The following is an 18,632-nucleotide window of genomic DNA, read 5'->3' as shown; positions in this document are numbered from 1 at the left end:
ATTGTTCGACACCTCGTTCGAACCTCATTCAAATTCTACGATGCTTCCTGTGCAGCGCTGGTAACCGTGTTGCGAGTACCGCAGCAATCAACGCGCTGCCTGACATTAAAAGTAACCCCGCCAACGCGTAGCCCATTGCAGCCTCTGCTATCTGGCACAAGCCATTGGAAAAAACGTTAGGTGTGATCAGGCAGCAGAAAAAGAATCCCATGACAGGGGCTCGCTGGGCAATAACAACGGAATCAATCATCTCTGACAGCAACGAAACCGTCGCGATACCTCCCAGGAAGACCCCCAGCAGAATTGAAAGCATGACGTGGACGAATGCGTACTGCCAACTAATGGTAAAGATGAAGAACGACAGCATGCCCGTCAGCGCAAACGAGGTGATCAGTACTCGGCGCGCGCCATATCTTCTAAATACTGATGCGCCATAGAAGGCGAACAGATTTCCAAAAGCGTACGCGCTGACTGCCAACTGCCCGAATTGCCAGGTAAAGCCACTCTCTTCACGGATGTGGTAAAGGTAGTTATCGCGAAAGCTGGAAATGCATAGGCTTAACAACACGGTCATCACTCCCAGTAACATAATGCGACCAGACCATATTGAGCTGCCCGGTGGTTGTTGTACTTGGTAGCTGTCCAGTCGCAGGTGCCCGGCTGCCTCACTGAACCAGGGTTTTGCAAACACAAATATCGCTATCGCAATCGGCAGGCCAGCCAAACCGAACGCGACCAGGGTCTCATGCCAGTCCGTTGCTTCGCCGATAATAGTTCCCAAATTCACAGCAATTAAAGCGCCTGCCCCCATGGAAAAAAACACCGCCGCGACCACATTGGATCGGTGACGCGGGAAGTAATTGATGCCAATTGTCAGAATGGCCAGGATATGAAACGCGATCCCCACTCCCACAATTAACCGCGTAGCGAACATGCCTTGGAATCCCACGGCATACGCAGTCCACACCGTTGCCAATGAGGCTATCAACAGCCCCGCTACCGCTAATCCCTTACGGTTGACGACTCGTAACAGGTAACCAGCGCCGAAACTCGCTGCCCCCAAGCCGAACTGGATGGCTTCCGATGCCATTTGTACTTGGCGCTGTGTCAGCCCGAGGTCGTGGCGAATACCGCTGGCCAGCACCCAAAAAATACGCCGGTCCACCGACACCAACAGGCACGACAGGCCGAGTAGCGCGAACATCCAAAGTGCCGCCGAGTGTTTATCTTTCATAGTCGGATGCCGAGAGTTCCTGATCAAGTTGACGCCACTGCTGCATGATCTCTCGCAAGTGCGCACGGCAATGTGATTCGTCCATCGGTGATTTGGTGCGCAGCAGGCTTTCAAACTTTTGTAAGGCCAATGCGATGTCGATCCACCCCATTGAAAGTGCTGCACCGTGCAGGCGATGGGCTCTGTGCAAGGCAAGTTCCGAGTTACGTTGGATCACCGCTTCCAGCAAGTGAAGTAAGTCTTCGAGCATCAACACTCGGATCTGGTTGAGACCAAGGCTGACCAGGCTGTCTGGCTCAGGCTGCTTTTGCACAACGCAAACGTCACACCACGACTCAATAGTCGACTTCAACTTGGCCAACTGAATGGGCTTGCTGAGCACGCCATCCATATCTACCTCAAAGCAGCGCTCGAGATGGTCATGCCCGGTGGACGCAGAGATCGCAATGATCGGGCAACGCGCACGTTCCTGGCTAACCTCAAGGGCCCGCAGTTCAGTGGCCACGGTGTAGCCATCCTTGTCGGGCAAGTCGCAATCCAGCAATACCAGGTCAAACACCTGCTCTTTAAATTGCAAAACGGCCTGGGCCGCATTGGGTGCGAGTGCCGCGTCGAATCCAAACTGATGGAGCTGTGCCAGCAACACTTCCTGGTTGGCACGGGCATCCTCCACCAACAGTATGCGCAGAATTGCAGGCGAACCGTGGCCCGCCTCCGGCTCGTTAACCTCTGCTGAAGTGAAGAGCGCCGGGGTGAGTTGTACGCCTGCGGCATGCTCGTTAATCTGCGCTGTCGCTGATTGCGAGAGTATGGAAAGCGCCATGATCGTGCCCTCCCCCAGCTTGCTGGTGAGCGACAGGGTGCCCCCCATCAGCTCAACCAGTTCGCGGCATATCACCAGGCCAAGTCCGGTGCCTCCGGACCGTTTGTACGAATGTTTCGCCTGTGAATACGGCGTGAACAGGCGTTCCTGGAGGTGTGCAGAAATACCGATACCCGTATCCACTACCACAATATCGAGCTTCTTCAGCTCAGAGACGTCGGTAGCGCTTACCACCACCTTGACCTGCACCGAACCGTATTCAGTGAACTTAATCGCATTCGAAATCAGGTTATGCAATATCTGCGTTACCCGCCCCTCGTCCAGCATCAGGTACCCAATCGTCTCGGGCGCTTCCAGGGTGAGATCGATACCCTTGGTCTGGGCACGGAGCCCGTAGAGCGCAACCGCCTCTCTCGCCAGCGCGGCAGGATCTACAGCCTCCAGTTCCAGGAGCATTTGCTCGGCGTCGAGCCGTGACAAATCCAGCACATCATCGAGGAGCGTCAGCAGTGTATTGGCGCCGCTGCTGGCCAATGAGGAGAGATGACGCTGTTCGTGATTCAGGCGTGTCAGGGACAGCAGTTCCACGGCCGCCAGGACCGCGTTCATAGGCGATCGGATTTCGTGGCTCATTACCGCCAGGAACTTTGCCTTCTCACGCTCACTGCGCACTGCCCGACGACGTTGCCGGTGGGTTTGATGCACCAGGCCCAGTAATATCGCCAGCATCAAGCCTGCGAGGATTACTTCGTGCAAATAGTCTTCAAGGATTGACTTAGAGCTCGTCGTTGCACCATATCCCGAGGCGAGCAGCCAATGCTGGTGCATATGGTAGGCGCTCTCTGACGATATCGATCCCAACGTCTTTTGCAGTATTGAAAGCAGCATCGTCTGGTCATCACGTACCGCCATGCGGATCTCGGAATTCATCGAAGCAATCACTCCGGACAGCTGCAGCACACCCTCGAACCTCGAGTCGAAGTACGGAATCAGGTAAGTCTCGGTACCGAGTACTGCGTCAGCGTCCCCCTCTTTAACCAACCTTAAGGCTTCCAGCGCTGAATTGCTTTTTATGATGCTGACGTTCTTGAGGGTACCCTCAAGAATGGACTCAAACGGCCCCTTGGCTGCGATCGCTACTCGCTTGCCTTCCAGTTGGGCCAGGTCAAATATCAACGGTGTTTTAGCCCGTGAGATCACGACGGCAGGACTGGAGTGGTACGGATCAGTCATTGCGAGGCCAGGAATCTGCAATGTCGGGCCGATGCTCCGCATTGTGGAGATCAGGTCCACTTTGCCCTGTTGCAAAAGAGTGATTCGCGTACTGCCACCCTCTGTCAGTACATAACTGAACGTAATGCCCAGCTTGTTTGAGATCGCATTGAGGTATTCGGCCGACAGTCCCGAGAGCTTGGCGTCCTGCATGTACTCCAGCGCACCAAAACCTTCCAGGACTGCAACGCGCAGCGTCGGATGCTGGGCAATCCAGGCACGTTCGGCATCGGTCAGTTGGAGTGTTGTGTCCGACTCATCTGCCTGTGCGCCTGTGCCAGACAAGGTAAAGGCCAGTACAAACATTGCGAGCCAAACACGCTTCATGGCGAGCCAAGGGTTTCTTTGAGCTTGAACAGGCCGTTATTTGAAGTCACACCCAGCTTGCGAAATGCAGCGGTCTTCTGGGTGCTGATCGTCTTGATACTGCGGTTGAATTTTTCCGCAATTTCCGAGACCGTCATCCCCGCCAGGTAACAGCGAATAACCTCCTGCTCCCGCGCAGACAGCGAGGCCGCTTGTAACGCATCAAACGACTCATCGGTGGGTTGGACACTGCTTTGCGTGGTCGCTTCGGCAACGCTGTACGACATCTCGGCGTTTAAATAGACCGTGCCGGATGCAACGGCGTGAATGGCGCGAACGAGAGCCGACAGATCCTCACCCTTGCCGACAAAACCGCGCGCGCCCACACGCAATGCAAGCGCAACGGTGGAGGGATCATGGTGTGCGGACAAAACCAAAATACGGCAGTCAGGGAATTTTGTACGGACCGCTCGAATCAATGACACCCCGTCCAGCTCATCCGGACCCAAGCCATAATCAAGCAGCAAGAGGTCCGCCGGGGCATTAGGCATTCCAGCCATCAGCTCGCGAGTAGAGCCGTAGTTGCCGACCAATTCAAACAGTGGCTCTTCACTGAGGTGGGCAGAAAGACCATGGCGGATAATCGCGTGGTCGTCCAGGAGGGCAATGCGAAGGCGTTTCATAATTTGGGTATACCAAGCTCGCGAGACAGCATGACTGCCGGGTGTGACTGGAAGCAGATTAGTCAGTTTTTAGGCCGCGCGTACGGGTTTTCGCGAGGTCCGGATCAAAAGTGGCCAAAGCGGGTGCATCAGGTATTTCTCTGCGCGCCGGGTGCAGGGCTCAAAGGTAGCAGTCGTGCGCTCGCGTGTTTCTCCATCGTCAACCTGCTCAAGAAATCTTGCACCTCCATTGGTCTGGAAAGTACGAAACCTTGCCCGTTCGTGCACCCAAGCCTGCGCAACAATATTCGGCATGAGTCTGTTTCGATACCTTCGGCAACCACCGTCATGTTCAAGCGTCGCGCCAATGCTAGCGTGGTCGCTATCACACGACGTGCCGTGGACTTGTTGTCCAGGTCGCGGATCAGCGCGCCGTCTATCTTTACTTCATCGAATGGCATGCTGGCAATTTGGCGGAGCGTCGCCGAGCCGGAACCAAAATCGTCAAGTGACACCCCGAAGCCTCGAACCTTGAGCGCGTTAATCGCCGCCGACAGGCATAGTTCGTCCATCACCGGGATGTCCTCGGTGAGTTCAATCTTCAGCAAGTGATTGGGCAAGCCCGCGCGCATCATCCGATCGGCCAGGCGTGCTGAAAACCCCGTGGTGCAAAGGGTATCGACCGAAGCATTGACTGAGATCGGGATCTCCAGGCGCATGCTTTGCAAGGAACACAACACCTCAAGCACCCTGGCCTTTACAAAACTGAACAACAGCAAATGCAAGCCCAGTTTGTTCACCAAAGGGATCAGTACCACAGGTGAAATATCCCCATGCTCAGGGTGGCGCCAGCGTACCAGCGCCTCAGCAGCCACGATCTCTCCCGTGCGCAAATCATGCTGCGGCTGGAATACCACGCGCAGCCCTTCCCCCGTAGCGAGCGCAATAATCACGTCGTCTTCACTCGGTACATCATTTCTGGCGGGTAATGGCCGATGAGCTATCTTCGGCATCGCAAAAAGCCCGTGCAGCGCATCACTCATCGCCTTGGCACTGAAGGAATACAGGGTTGTTGCGACGAAACCGGCGGCGCATGCCAGCTGAGCGTGAGCATCGAGCGCCTTGATGGATATACCCTGCCCCCGAACAGACGTTGCACCCGCGTGATGTTCCGCCAACGCGGTGAACGGCAGTAACGGTTCGGCGTCTGCCAACCAGAGAATGCGCGGGGCCTGCAAACTGCACGCTGAGCCATAGTGCTGCTTTAACGCGCTGGGTAACATCAGCCCATCGTTGCTGGTCGCACGAATCTCGGTCACCAACACATCCACCTGCGTTTGGCTTAGCTGCAGGCTGAGATCCTGAAGCCCTGACACGACACTCAGATGATGGATGCCCAAAGAACGCAATATTGATAATAAACGCGCTGCCCGTGGAATATCAGACTCCACCACTATGACGTGCAGGCGCTCAAGTTCACAGGGCCCGCAGGCAACGATTGAATTCACGACATTTTTCCAGGAGTTAGACACTGCGCTACCTTAATGAACGCAGAAAACGGCCGACATAGGACTGGGACTAAAAGCAAACGCCCCTGGCTGTTTTAGGTGCTGTCACCGTGACTATTGCCTAGGAGTCGGCCTGTCGTGATGGGGCATACGTCAGCAATAGGCAATGCTTACCTCGCTACTGATAAATAAGCGTGTAGTTCGCCACGGCATTTGCGCTACCGGCCGTCACGGTGTTGGCGGTTTGCAAATAACGAGCGGAGAGGTTGACCGAGAACCCGGTTGTGCCCGCAGCAGGTGAAATATTGAGGACGCGGTTCTGTGACAGTGGCTGCACTGCTCCGGATACGCCGCTGAATAGCTGGACACCAACGCCCGTCGCCACGCCTGTAACGGGCGTCAAACTCAAGACACCGTTGGCAGCATCAATCGCCGTGTACACCGGGTCTACCCGGAAGCTCACGGTGTTGGGAACCCGCGTCCCGATATTGGTCACTGCCGATTGCGAAGCTGCCGGTATTGCACCCGCACTGGGGTTACCGTAATAGCCGGGAAACCCCGGGCAATTGGTGACGTCAATTTTAAAGTTCACCTGCTGTGTGCCTGAACCTACGCCTTTGAACTCAGACGTTTTATAGCTACCCATTGGTACGTTGACGTTGGGTGTGTTACAGGTCATGGCGACCACATTGATGCTGCCAGTAACGCCGACTTCAGAAATCGAGAACGCCGTACTGGTTTCAACCACAGTGGAATACACCAGCCTGCCGAAATCACTTGCGCGGATAGTACCGGTGCCTACGGGACCTGTCTTGATCAAGACCAGTGCAGCTAAAGGGCCCAACTTCAATGGTAAGGTCTTGCAGCTGTTGCCGGTCCCCGTACAACCACTTGGAACAATCTGCAATGTATTGTTACCTGCCCCCGCCGCTCCGGGGACAGTTTGTCCGGACCACCAGGAAACGCCGATACCGGGCACTGAAGTTGCGTAGACCTTACCTGCGTAGCCTCCAGTGTTGAAATCAACTTTACTGCCCAAACCATTAACGCTGAATACGTTGTAGGTGGTCACCGGTGACGTACGGTCAGTCGTACAAGAAAAGGTGACCCCTTCGCCCGCTTGGTGAAACTCTTGTATATAAAGCCGTGTACCGATGGCAGCGTCTCTGGGGACGGACAAGCTACCAATGTTAAGCGCCATCGTGCCGTTGAACGGGCGCACTGCAGTCGCATACCCGCAGCTTGTCGCCGCGCTGGCGGTTTGGCTACAGCCCCACAGGAGCAACCCCGCAGCTAACACACCAGATGGAGTTGCCATGTTCATAACCTTGCCTCAGTGATAACGCTAAACAGAAAGTTGATCGGTTTTTTATCCGCAGACTTCATCGCCCGGCACTCTTGTGAGTGCTGCTCTCATCGACCTCGGTCAGTCGCGTGTCGTCCAGGCACATCGCATTGGCCTTGAACAACTGGCCCTGCGCTTTAACCTCGGGCACTTTCAGCGTGCAAGCCTGATCGTCCTGCCCGCCCCAACTGACGTGCAGGCGTTGAGTGCCTTCCTTGACCCGCGCATACAACTGCCCACCCTGCCCCACGGTTCCTGCGGAATTGCCGGCGTCATCGATCACTTTGGCGCCAAACGGCAAAGGACTCTGGTCCTTCAGTCGCACGCTCAACAACAGCGCATCGCCCCTGACCGTAGCGAAATCCACCGACACGACGGCACCGGCACGTGGCGCTATCTGTTGGCTGGTCTCGCTCAACTCCACTCCTTCGTCAATGCCCTCAGGGTCGATCGCGATTTCATTACGTTGATAAGGCTGTAAATAACTGACGACCGCCGTACCTTTGCCATCGAGCCGCAACCCTGGATACCCCACCACCTTTGCACCGGCCGCACCGGGCGCGTTGATTACCGCCATGGTTTCACCGCTGAAGGGCGTCAAGGTCACCCCGTTGGGGTGAGCGACAATGGCGCCGCCGCCGCCCACCGAGGCACTGCTGTAGCCATCACCCTGGCTGAGGCTACCGTTGACGCGCATTTTCGAACCTTGGTATTGGCCGTTAACCGAGGTGCTGGTGGAGCGGCTCATGCCTTCGCGGCCTGCGGTCAGGCTATAACCGTACTCACGGTCTTCGCCGGCACTGCCACTCACGGTTGCCTGATGGTTGTAGTGACCCTGGCTGTCACGTCCCATTCGAGCGGATAGCTGCGGCACGTTGGCAGACGAGCCAAACTCCAGCGGCATGCTCACCGTGAACAACAGGGTGTTTTCCATATCACCGAAACCGGCGCGGCTGCGGCTGAGGTTTACGCCATAATTGACGTACCCGAAGTGCTTGCTGTAACCCATCTGGTATTGCACGTCTCGCCCCGGCTGGTTCCAGTAGTTCTGGGTAAAGCCACTCAGGGACAAATGACCCCAGCCGTCGAGGCTCTGGTCGACGGACAACGTGAGACGATTGCGCGGACGGCCAAAGGTGGTCGTGTCGATGCCGGTCTTGTCGGCATCCCGAAAAAGCATCGCGTTGTTAAAGTCCAGGTAACCACTGGTGGAGAATCGATAGGCCGCCAGCGAGAAGTTGCTGCCGGTACTTTGGATATTTTTGCTGTAGGACAGGCGCATGCTTTGCCCTTGTTCGGCACCCGCCGCCAGCTCTGTGCGGGCCTGGGTCACGTCAACCGCCATCGCTCCGATTGGCGTGCCGAACGCAACACCGCCGAGCAGGGCCGTGTAGCCTTCACTCACCTGAGCGCCAGTGAAACCAGTCAGTGAGTTAGCCAGGCCGCGCTGGTAAGTGCCTTGCGCGAGCCTGGCCTGTTCATTGACGTAATTACTGCGGGTTTCGCCCACCGTCAGGCTGAAACGCGTAGTGCCTGGGCGTAGCAACTGATTGACCGAGGCGTACGGCACAATAAACCATTGCTCGCTGCCATCGGCCTCAAGCACCGTTACTTGCAGGTCGCCGCCATACCCCGTGGCATACAAATCCTCGATGGCAAAGGCGCCCGGCGACACGGTGGTTTGCAGCAGCAAATTGCCGCCCTGGCTGATGGATACCCGTGCGTTTGTGCGCGCGATGCCACGCACCACCGGCGCGTAGCCGCGCAGTGCATCGGGCAACATTCGGTCGTCACTGGCCACCTCGACGCCGCGATAAGCCAGGGTGTCGAAGATTTCACCGCTGGTATTGGACTCGCCCACCGTCAGCTGGCTTTTCAAACCGGTCAGGTCGCGCTGGGCGAAGGTATTGATCTGTTGGTATTTGCCACCGTCCAGGGTTTGCCATCTGAACGATCCGTTGTGCCGAAGGCGCCAATCACCCACGTTTAGCCCGGCATTCAGCCCCATGTAAGCCGAATCGTACTGCCCGGACTGGGTTTTGTTCCGGTTGGCGTTGAAGTCGTAGCCAAGCATCGCCGAACCGACACCACGATCCCACAGCTCCGGGCTGACATACCCACGCGCGTTACGCCGCATGGCGACCTGCGGAATACTGAAGTCCAGCTGCTGGGTGTCAGTGGAGAAAAACGCCGTAGCGCCGTCAATCACTTCATTGATGACGGGGCACTGCCCCTGCGCCGCCAGCACGGCGAGCGCCGTTGAAGACAGCGTCTCGACGTTTACGCCAATCAGTTCCAGCAAACGCGTGTTCACACACACTCTGGGCTTCTTGCCCTGCTTGTCGGAAACGATGCGAATATCCTCCCGGCCGCTGAGGCTCGAGTTCACCAGGATATCGGCTCGGTACTCACCAGACATGACCGGATTACCGCTCTGGTATAACTCCAGGTCAATCCCGCTTGAACCGACCGGTAGAAAGGCATCGTTGAACTGCACCTCCTCAGCCATCGCCTGGGGCATCAATAATGCGCTACAGATCAGGGTAATTCGCCCCCCCCAAACTTTGGAAAGGCGGGCGTCAGCGCAGGGAAAATCCCTGCGGCAAATGCGCAGATCAAAAAGCGGGTTCATAAATTACCTGAACAGCAGAAGGGGGAAGTAACTGAGGCCTGGCATAGCTAGGGCGTGACAGGCTTTCGAACCGGGACCAACGCGCCGTAATCATTGATGGCGCTGTATTCAACTTCCGCCCCGGCAGCGGGCATTGATTTCAGATCAGGCAACGCAAAGAGCTGCGTCTCCCCGGGTGCAATCATTCCAGGCTCACTGAAAACGGTCTGACTGCCGGTAATCAGTTTCAAATCACTTTGTGATACATGAAACGCAGTGGGGTTAAATGCTTGCAGGGCGTAAGTTCCGCTCGACTGCGCGATAACTTTAAACTGCACGGCATCCACAGCGGCTGCAGGCGTACCCGGCAACTTGGCGGGACGATAAAAAACTTTAATTCGCGAGCGAAACGCCATTTGCAAAACATTCTGGTCTTCGTGAGTTGTTACTTTGGCGGGAATCTCCAACACGTTGAGCCAGAACACTGACTCTTTGTCACCGGACAATGGCGCGCCGGTAAACATCAGGCGCAAGCTCTGCCCCTTGCCAGGATCGACCCGCGAAACAGGTGGCGAAATCACGAACGGCGCAGAAGAATTACTGGGTGTCGAGGCAGGGTCGCCTTGATCAACCCAGGATTGAACCAATACCGGGTTGCTGCCTTCGTTGTTGATCTTTACCGTGACTTCCTTTTTATCCGCCGGGTATACCACTCTCGTCCCGGTGATAACCACAGAAGACATCGCCTGGGAACACCCGAACAAGGCCACCATCAGGACTGCATAGCGACACCAGGCTTTTTGACCGTGCATACATTTTCTCCCGATCCTGCCAGCGCACCTGACTCGTTTCAGCGTGCGCCGACAGTTCAGCATTTACTGATAGTTGATCGAGTAGGTCACCGAGCCTACGACCGTGCCGGCGGTGGAAGCACCGCTGGCTACGTATTGAACGGCGTAAGGCAGTACAGCGGCGGCGCCGGTAACCGGCGTGCGCGCGGTGTTGGCGAGTTGGGTGCTATCGCCGGCACGGATTACGCGACCTGCCGAGTCGAGCAACTGGAATTGCACGTTGGTGGCGGTACCGGTGGCGTTTTTAACGTTACGCGTCACCGAGTCAACGCCTGCGCCAGCTTCAAAGAATGCAGCGGCCGTGGCGATCGTGCCCTGGCAACGACTCAGTTCGATCGTGAAGTTGGTAGCGCCTGCAGTAGCACCGGCAGTCGCCAGCGAAGCAATGCTGAGTCGAGGCAAGGCAACGGTCGCTGCGTTGGCAGTGCCGTTAATGGTCGAGGTACAGGTTTGAGCAGTCAGTTCGCCCGTGAAGTTGATGGTGCCATCGTTAGCCTGTGCGACCGACATGGCGAGCGTGGAGGTAAGCGCTGCGAAAGCAAGTAAGGTGCGGTTCATAAGTTGCCTTTTAAGAATCTAAAACATCAGTTGGAAAAAGCCAGAAGGGCTAATTTTTTTATTACGCCTCGTTGCCAAACGTCTCTCTTGCCACGGTTCGCCAAACAGCGATCCAGCCGTTGCAAACGGTTAGCCCAGTGGTCGAACTAACAAGCCTCGCGCTATAAAAGCTGTGGCTGCCGAACGAGTAACGATTATGTAGGCCTGCAAGATGGGCGTATTTAGGAGTGGTCCGAAAATATAGGCACGAACAATAAAAGTGCCGGAAGAGAAACGTATAAAGTTAAAAGGTGAGTCACGGCTGACGGGCGTGAGCGTTACTCTTGCGCCTGACCATGCAGCGCAGCTTCGGCTGGAGGGTTATTGACGTGTTGAGCATGACTGGCTGCGGGCGCATGGTGCGCGAAGCGCAAAAGCTGATCGCGGTGAACCGCGTAAGGCTGTCAAGTGCAGGTGGGGTCAATCACGCTGTGAGGACTCAAGGACGTTATAAATTTCGGAAACCACCTGCCGTGTTGCGCCCTCAATGGTTCCTTCATTCCGGCATAACACCCAGCCGTGATCCGCAACCGCTCGCTCGAACGCCTGGGTACAGGCGACATGTTCTGCCAGCGTGTGGATCACGGTACTGCTCAGCCCACGTCGGCGTGCCGCGGCCCGTGCCCATGAAATATCAGGGTCGGTGACGACCCCGATATGCAGGTCCGGCACTTGCACGTTTCGATCAATGTTCAACTGCAGGATTTCTGCCAGCGGGACTTCCCGGCGAAACGCGGCATCAGACGGGTACCAGCGGTCGATCAGGACGATGCTGCCTGGAGGCTGTCTAGCCAGCACGTGCCGGGAAATCCACGCGCGGCTATCAGCGAAGCGTTCACAAACCTCCCACTCCAGATCCAGGCCGGGATGCCTGGCGAGTCTGTTAACGAGGGTCATTGTTTCACTTCTGAAGGGATCGCTTTTTCTCTCGCAAAGCCGGATCACCATTCTGTTGTCAGCCCTCAGTGCTTTTGTAACGGCCTCCAGCAATGTGGTTTTGCCGGTGCCCTTGGGCCCATCCATGGAAACAAACAACGGACGGCCAGCCGCCTGGCTCAACACGGCTTGTCGATCCGGCTGCGCATGGTTTCGGCGATCACCCTGGCCAGTGCAGATTGATCAAATGGCTTGGGTAAGCGCGTCAATGTGGTCTTGAGGTCCAGGGAGATTTCCGCAAAGCCTGAGGAAAGAATGATGGGAAGGTTGGGATACAACGACTCGATGTTGCCGGCAAGCTCGATCCCGGTCATGTCCGGCATTGCCATGTCTGTCACGACCAGGTCAAAGCACGCGCCTTGCGCCAGGAACGCCAACGCAGCATGCCCGTCTCCTGCCGACACAACATGATGGCCCAGGTCTTCAAGCATCGCCCCGGTGCTGATCAGCACCAGCGGGTCGTCATCTACCAGCAGAATCTCGAGGCATTGCTGATGGGCTGCATCGGGTGTATCTGCAGTTGATGCCAGCGCCGCAGACTGTGTGGTGTCGGTCACCGCCACCGGTAACCAGAGCTCAGCGGTTGTGCCCTCTCCTACCTGGCTCTTCAGCACAAAGTGGCCCTGTGACTGTGCCGCCAGGCCATGCACCATCGAAAGCCCAAGCCCGGTGCCTTTTCCCGCTCCCTTGGTGGTGAAGAACGGCTCCATGGCCCGTTGCAAGGTCGCGTCATTCATCCCGGGGCCGGTGTCGATGACAGAGATGCAAATCAGCCTTTGCGAGTCATTCGCCCCGTCGGGAAACGCATCCTCCCGCGCTGAAATCAGGATCCTGCCCCGACCTTCCATTGCGTCCCGAGCGTTGATCACCAGGTTCATCACAGCCATTTCCAGTTGGCTCATGTCGACCAATACCGGCCGCAGGATCAATGGGAACTGTGTGTCGACGTTGATGCCTGCGCCCAACATGCGGGACAGCAGGTCTGACATGTTGCGGATCAGATCGCCCACATCCACAGGCTGAGGGTCAAGCTCCTGGCGACGGGCAAAGGCCAGCATGCGCTGAGTCAGCGTTGCGCCCCGCTGGGCGCCCGCGATGGCATTATTCAGTAAGGCGCAGGTTCTCGAGTCCTGCGGGACACGCTTCTTGGCGAGTTCAAGACTCCCCAGAATCACCATCAGGAGGTTGTTGAAGTCATGGGCGATGCCGCCGGTGAGCTGGCCCAGGGACTCCATTTTCTGGGATTGGAATAACGCCTCTCGGGTTTCCTTGATCTCCTGTTGAGCCTGGACGCTTTCGGTAACGTCCCGGGTGATCTTCGCAAACCCCACCAGCTCACCCAGTTCATTCTTGATCGGGTCGATAACCACATGGGCGAGGAATCCCGTGCCGTCCTTGCGCAGGCGCCAGCCCTGCCCTTCGTAACGACCTTCCCTGACCACCGTTTCAAGGGCGCGCTGCGGGACCTTGTGGTCTACGTCCTCACGCTGGAAGAACATGGAGTAATGCCTGCCGATGACTTCTGCCGGCCGGTAACCCTTGATGCGCTGGGCGCCGGCGTTCCAGGTGGTGATCACGCCGTTGGGGTCCAGCATATACAGCGCGTAGTCGGTGACGCCTTGCACCAGCAGGCTGAATTGCTGCTCGCTCTGGCGCAGCGCCTGCTCCGCGGCCTTACGCTCGGTCAGGTCCCGTGTGACCTTGGCGAAGCCAATCAACGTGCCGTCGTCGGCGCGTATCGGGTCGATGATCACCAGTGCCCAGAGACGAGTCCCATCCTTGCGGATGCGCCAACCTTCGCCCTCGAAGCGCCCTGACTGCTCGGCGCTCTTGAGTGCCCGGCCCGGCAAGTCCGAGGCCAGGTCTTCCGGGGTGTAGAACAGCGAAAAATGCCTGCCCAGCACTTCACTCTGTTCGTACTGCTTGATCTTTCTCGCCCCGGAGTTCCAACTGCGAATCAAGCCGTTCGTATCAAGCATATAGATGGCATAGTCGACCACTGCGTCGACGAGCAGTCGATACCGGTCGTCCTGATTGAAAGGCCCTTGCGCAGGATGGGATGGCATCAGGAAAGTCTCGGGACAAATGAGTGGCTTGAACCCTCAGTATGTCTAAAAAAATCCCCGGCTCACCAATTTATTCATCTGGACAGTTGTTTTGAGTCAACCGCCGCCGTTGCGCGCAAACCGTGGAATCTTCAATCCCAGGCTTTCCCGCAAGGTCGTACCTTCATAAGCCGTGCGATACACGCCGCGCTCCTGCAACAACGGGATGACCTCGTGCGTGAAGCGCTTGAACTGCTCCGGATGGCCGATGTAGATGTTGAAACCATCCACCGCGCGGGCTTCAAGCCAGTCAGCCATTTTCCGAGCGACGGTATCCGCCGATCCGACAAACGCTCCCGGGCGCAGTTGCCGCCCAAACTCCACCGCCTGGCGCAATGTAAAACCTTTCTCCCGTGCCTGATCGGCAATGCGTTTGGCCGCGGTAAAAAAGCTGCTGCGTGCCGCCTCCAGGCTCTCCTGCGGGAACGGCGCATCAAGGTCGTACTGGCTGAAATCATGCCAGCCGAAATTGCGTCCGAACTCCTTCAGCGCCAGCTCGAAACTGTGGTCGGCCTGATGGTAGTGCCGCTCGGTTTCACGCGCCTGTTCATCGGTATCGCCTACATAAATCTCGGCGCCGGGCATCACCAGCAATTGCTCCGGGTCACGGCCATGTTGCAGCGCCCTGCCCTTGATATCCCGATAGAAAGCCTGGCCCTGCTCGATGCTGGCCGCATGGGTAAAGATCACATCGGCCGTGGCCGCACCGAGGTCGCGGCCTTGTTCCGAATCGCCAGCCTGGAAGATCACCGGTTGGCCCTGGGGTGAGCGCTGGATATTCAGCGGCCCGACCACGGAAAAGTGCTCGCCCTTGTGATTCAGGCTGTGGAGTTTGGCGGGGTCGAGAAACCGGCCGGTGGCGCGGTCACGCACGAAGGCATCTTCCTCATAGGAGTTCCACAGGCCCTGCACGACCTGGACGTGTTCGGCCGCCCGGCCATAGCGGGTGTCGTAGTCATAATGTTCGTCGCGGCTGTAGTTGCCGGCGGTACCGGCGTCGCCGCTGGTGACCACGTTCCAGCCGGCGCGGCCTTTGCTGATCAGGTCGAGTGAGGCCAGGCGCCGCGCGACGTTATAGGGCGAGTTGTAAGAGGTCGTCAGCGTACCGACCAGGCCCAGGTGCCGGGTGCTTACGGCAAGTGCCGATAACAGCGTCAGCGGCTCCAGCCGGTTCAGGTAGTGGGATGGCGAACCCGGTGTGATGAATTGGCTGTCGACGATGAACATCAAGTCGAACAATGCCGCCTCGGCCTGGCGTGCAATGTCGATGTACCAGTCGACGTTGACGCTGGCATCGGCCGGCAATTGCAGGTCGAGCCACAGATTGTGGCGGCCGGGCCCGCCGCAGCCCATGGTCAGGGCGCCGAGTTTGAGCTGTCTTTTAGTCATGTCCAACGTATTCCTGGAAACGTTCAGGGCTGGGTTCTGGCGACGGCTGGTTGCAAGGACGCCGCGAAGGAGTCGTCGAACAGCTTGGCTGCCGGGTAAGACTTGACCAGTCCCTGGCTTGCGAAAAAGTCCACGGTCTTTTGTGCTTCTACAGGCGACTGGGCTGTCACCGGTTCGACCGTCGTGCGTGCCCGGGCAAACCAGGCGCGGGCAATGTCTGCATCTGCGCGGGTGCGTTTGGCCCAGGCATCTGCATACGCGTCGGCGTTGGCCGGGCTTTGGCGCGTCCAGTCACGGGCTTTCTTCAGGCGTTGGAGAAAATCGCTGATTTGCGCACGCTTGTTATCGACGGCCCTGGTGCTGGCGGCGACGAAACTCTGGGCCGGGATCAGCCCGTCTGCGGTCGCCAATACCCGTGCACCCTGGCGTTCCTGTTGGGTGACGTAGGGTTCCCAGGTGGCAATGACGTCGACCGAACCGCCTTCCAGTGCGTGGGAAGCATCCAGTGCACTGAGGTAGCGCAACTCCAGGGCGTCTTTCGGCACGCCGGCCTTATCCAGTGCGGTCAGCAGCAGTTGCTGGCTCCAGGAGCCTTTCCAGATGGCGGCGCGCTTGCCTTTGAGGTCCGCAAGGCTGTGGATCGAGGAATCCTTTTTCACCAGGATGGCCACGCCCTCGAGGTTTTGCCGGCTGATGGCAATCACCTTGATCGGTGCGCCGAGTGCACCGAGGAACAGCACGGGCGCATCGCCGAGCAGGCCGATGTCGAGGCTGTTGGTATTGAGGGCTTCCGCCACCGGAGACCCGGCGGTGAATTGCTTCCATTCAAGGGTGTAGGGCAGATCATCCAGCACCCCCGCCGCTTCCATCACGGCCTGGGCGTTGTAGCTTTGGTCTCCGACCACCAGCGTTTGCGCGTTCGCGGTCAGGCACAGCAGCGTGGCGGCCAACCCGGCCGCCAGTTTTGTCAGGTAACGCACGTTCGTCTCCAGATGCCTTCTCAAGCATTGAAAGTCGATCCGCGCGTGCGGTCTCGGCAGTGTTCGTAGGGAGGGCTACGATGAGGGGCTGACGGCTGCATGTAAAATACTTATAACGCATAACCTAATTCGATATTAATGCGTTAAATGCATTTTTGTGGGTGGTCGGCGCGCACGGACATTGCGTACCCGCCTGCACCACCTACACTGATTTGAATTCGGCGACTCTCGCGCCATTTTTTCAGCCGTATGGCCCGATGCCCGCGCACTCATTGCTCAACAAATAAAGCAGTTAACCAACTGATTAATCAGAGTAAATATGAAAGAGCAGCCTCGGCAGCTTGCATCGGCACCGCAACCAGTGGCGCACAGCCGCGCCCTTTTTCGACCACCACACCTTCTGGCTCCCTTGAGCCTGCTGTGCATCGCCCTCGCCGGATGCACCGTCGGGCCCGATTTCGCGCGCCCTGAGGTGCCGGCGAACGCCGATTATTCACGAGAAAAACTCACCTCCACCACCAAGGCCGATATCGACACCGGCGGTGCGGCGCAGCGGTTGATCGCCGGGATGGATATTCCCGGGCAATGGTGGACGCTGTTCCGCTCACCGGAACTGAACGCGCTGGTGGAGGAAGCCTTGCGCGCCAACCCGGATGTCACCGCCGCGCAGGCGGCATTGCGCCAGGCCAACGAGCTGGTCTATGCCGACCAGGCGTCGCTGTTTCCCTCGGTGAGCGGCAACGTGCAGAAGGCCCGCGAGAAAGTATCGGGCGTCACCTCGGGCCTGCCGGAGTCGCCGATTCTCACGGTGAGTTCGGCGTCGCTGAGCGTGTCCTACGCCCCGGATGTGTTCGGCGGCACGCGCCGGCAAATTGAATCCACCTCGGCCCAGGCCGAGTACGAACGCTTCCAGTTGGAGGCGACCTACCTCACGTTGACCTCCAATGTGGTGAACACCGCAGTCAGCCTGGCCTCTATACGCGACCAGATCGCCGCCACCGAAACCATCATTCGGCTACAGAGTGATCAGCTCGACGTCCTGCAGGCGCAGCGCCGGCTGGGTGCGATCGGCGACTCCGACGTGCTCACACAGCAGACCGCGCTGGCGCAAACCCGTGCCACCTTGCCGCCCCTGCAAAAGCAGTTCGCCCAGACCCGCAACCAGTTGATGGCCTACCTCGGCCGGTTTCCCAACCAGGACCGGGACGAGCGCTTCAACCTCGCCTCCCTGCACCTGCCCGAAGAACTGCCGCTCAGCCTGCCTTCGGCCATCGTTGGCCAGCGGCCCGATGTGCGTTCCGCGCAGGCGCAACTGCATCAGGCCAGTGCCAATATCGGCGTGGCCGTCGCCAATCAGTTGCCGCAGTTCAGCATTACCGGGTCGGTGGGCTCCACGGTGGCCAGCGGGACCAAATTGTTTTCGGCGGGCAGTGGGGTCTGGAGCCTAGCCGGGTCGATCACCCAACCGATCTTTGATGCCGGCGCACTCGAACATCGCAAACGCGCTGCCGTGGCCGCCTATGACGAGTCGGCAGCCCGCTACCGTGGCACGGTGATCGGCGCGTTCCAGGACGTGGCCAACGCACTGCGGGCGCTGGAGGCGGATGCCGATGCGCTCAACCAGCAGGTGGTGGCCGAGCGCTCTGCGCAAGCCAACCTGGACCTGGTGCAGGCGCAGTTCAAACTCGGTGCCGTGGCGTACATCAACCTGCTCACGGCCCAGCAAACCTACCAGAACACCGTGCTGGCCCGGGTCAGGGCGCAGGCCTCCCGCTACAGCGACACCACCGCGCTCTTCCAGGCATTGGGTGGCGGATGGTGGAACCGTGCCGATGTGGACCCTGCCACCAAGGGCCGGCCTGATCGGTTCGGCCTGCCGTCGTGGAACGAGATCATGCCGGCCAGGAACGAGGCAGCGCCTGCCGATTCGGCACGGTTCAACTGAACTGAACTCTTGAAACAGCGAGAACATCCATGGCTGACGTCATAACCGCCTCTCCCCTGCCCACCGAG

Annotated in this window: 13 protein-coding genes; 1 reads left to right on the top strand and 12 read right to left on the bottom strand. The window is 58.1% G+C overall.

Annotated elements, in window-relative coordinates; translation table 11 throughout:
* Positions 1-28: 28 nt before the first annotated feature.
* The 12 genes from HX839_RS23770 to HX839_RS23715 form a co-directional block, all read right to left on the bottom strand.
* A complete protein-coding gene (locus HX839_RS23770; RefSeq protein ID WP_003217693.1) occupies positions 29-1,234 on the bottom strand; it encodes an MFS transporter in 1,206 nt (401 codons plus the stop codon).
* The gene (locus HX839_RS23765) at positions 1,224-3,656 is read right to left on the bottom strand and encodes an ATP-binding protein (protein ID WP_177067759.1); all 2,433 of its coding nucleotides are present in this window, start codon (positions 3,654-3,656) and stop codon (positions 1,224-1,226) included. Before HX839_RS23765 ends, HX839_RS23770 begins: the two co-directional genes overlap by 11 nt.
* Positions 3,653-4,318, bottom strand: coding sequence for a response regulator transcription factor (locus HX839_RS23760; protein ID WP_003217698.1), 666 nt, complete (start codon positions 4,316-4,318; stop codon positions 3,653-3,655). Before HX839_RS23760 ends, HX839_RS23765 begins: the two co-directional genes overlap by 4 nt.
* 128 nt (positions 4,319-4,446) lie before the next feature.
* A complete protein-coding gene (locus HX839_RS31915) occupies positions 4,447-5,829 on the bottom strand; it encodes an EAL domain-containing protein (protein ID WP_177067758.1) in 1,383 nt (460 codons plus the stop codon).
* Between the two features lie 154 nt (positions 5,830-5,983).
* Positions 5,984-7,123, bottom strand: coding sequence for a fimbrial protein (locus tag HX839_RS23750; protein ID WP_043224613.1), 1,140 nt, complete (start codon positions 7,121-7,123; stop codon positions 5,984-5,986).
* Between the two features lie 64 nt (positions 7,124-7,187).
* Positions 7,188-9,671, bottom strand: coding sequence for a fimbria/pilus outer membrane usher protein (locus HX839_RS23745; RefSeq protein ID WP_177067757.1), 2,484 nt, complete (start codon positions 9,669-9,671; stop codon positions 7,188-7,190).
* Between the two features lie 158 nt (positions 9,672-9,829).
* Positions 9,830-10,573 (bottom strand): molecular chaperone, encoded by a 744-nt coding sequence (locus tag HX839_RS23740; RefSeq protein ID WP_003217707.1) that lies wholly within the window; start codon positions 10,571-10,573, stop codon positions 9,830-9,832.
* 63 nt (positions 10,574-10,636) lie between these two features.
* Complete coding sequence (locus tag HX839_RS23735; RefSeq protein ID WP_236260823.1) at positions 10,637-11,122, bottom strand: fimbrial protein; 486 nt, start codon at positions 11,120-11,122, stop codon at positions 10,637-10,639.
* A gap of 507 nt (positions 11,123-11,629) precedes the next feature.
* Complete coding sequence (locus tag HX839_RS23730) at positions 11,630-12,232, bottom strand: dTMP kinase (RefSeq protein ID WP_177067797.1); 603 nt, start codon at positions 12,230-12,232, stop codon at positions 11,630-11,632.
* A 32-nt stretch (positions 12,233-12,264) separates the two neighbouring features.
* Positions 12,265-14,211 carry a PAS domain-containing sensor histidine kinase gene (locus HX839_RS23725; protein WP_177067756.1) on the bottom strand — a complete coding sequence of 649 codons (1,947 nt, stop codon included), beginning with the start codon at positions 14,209-14,211 and terminating at the stop codon, positions 12,265-12,267.
* A gap of 96 nt (positions 14,212-14,307) precedes the next feature.
* The gene (locus HX839_RS23720; RefSeq protein ID WP_177067755.1) at positions 14,308-15,639 is read right to left on the bottom strand and encodes an LLM class flavin-dependent oxidoreductase; all 1,332 of its coding nucleotides are present in this window, start codon (positions 15,637-15,639) and stop codon (positions 14,308-14,310) included.
* 23 nt (positions 15,640-15,662) lie between these two features.
* Entirely contained in the window at positions 15,663-16,619 is a 957-nt protein-coding gene (locus tag HX839_RS23715; RefSeq protein ID WP_008433361.1) for an ABC transporter substrate-binding protein, read from the bottom strand.
* A gap of 409 nt (positions 16,620-17,028) precedes the next feature.
* Between HX839_RS23715 and HX839_RS23710 the strand changes: the two genes are divergently transcribed.
* Positions 17,029-18,564: an efflux transporter outer membrane subunit gene (locus tag HX839_RS23710; RefSeq protein ID WP_256344743.1), complete on the top strand. Its 1,536-nt coding sequence runs from the start codon at positions 17,029-17,031 to the stop codon at positions 18,562-18,564.
* Positions 18,565-18,632: the final 68 nt, after the last annotated feature.

The sequence above is a fragment of the Pseudomonas sp. I8001 genome (genome assembly GCF_013385345.1).
Taxonomy (GTDB): Bacteria; Pseudomonadota; Gammaproteobacteria; order Pseudomonadales; family Pseudomonadaceae; genus Aquipseudomonas.
This window is presented reverse-complemented; position numbering and strand designations above follow the sequence as displayed.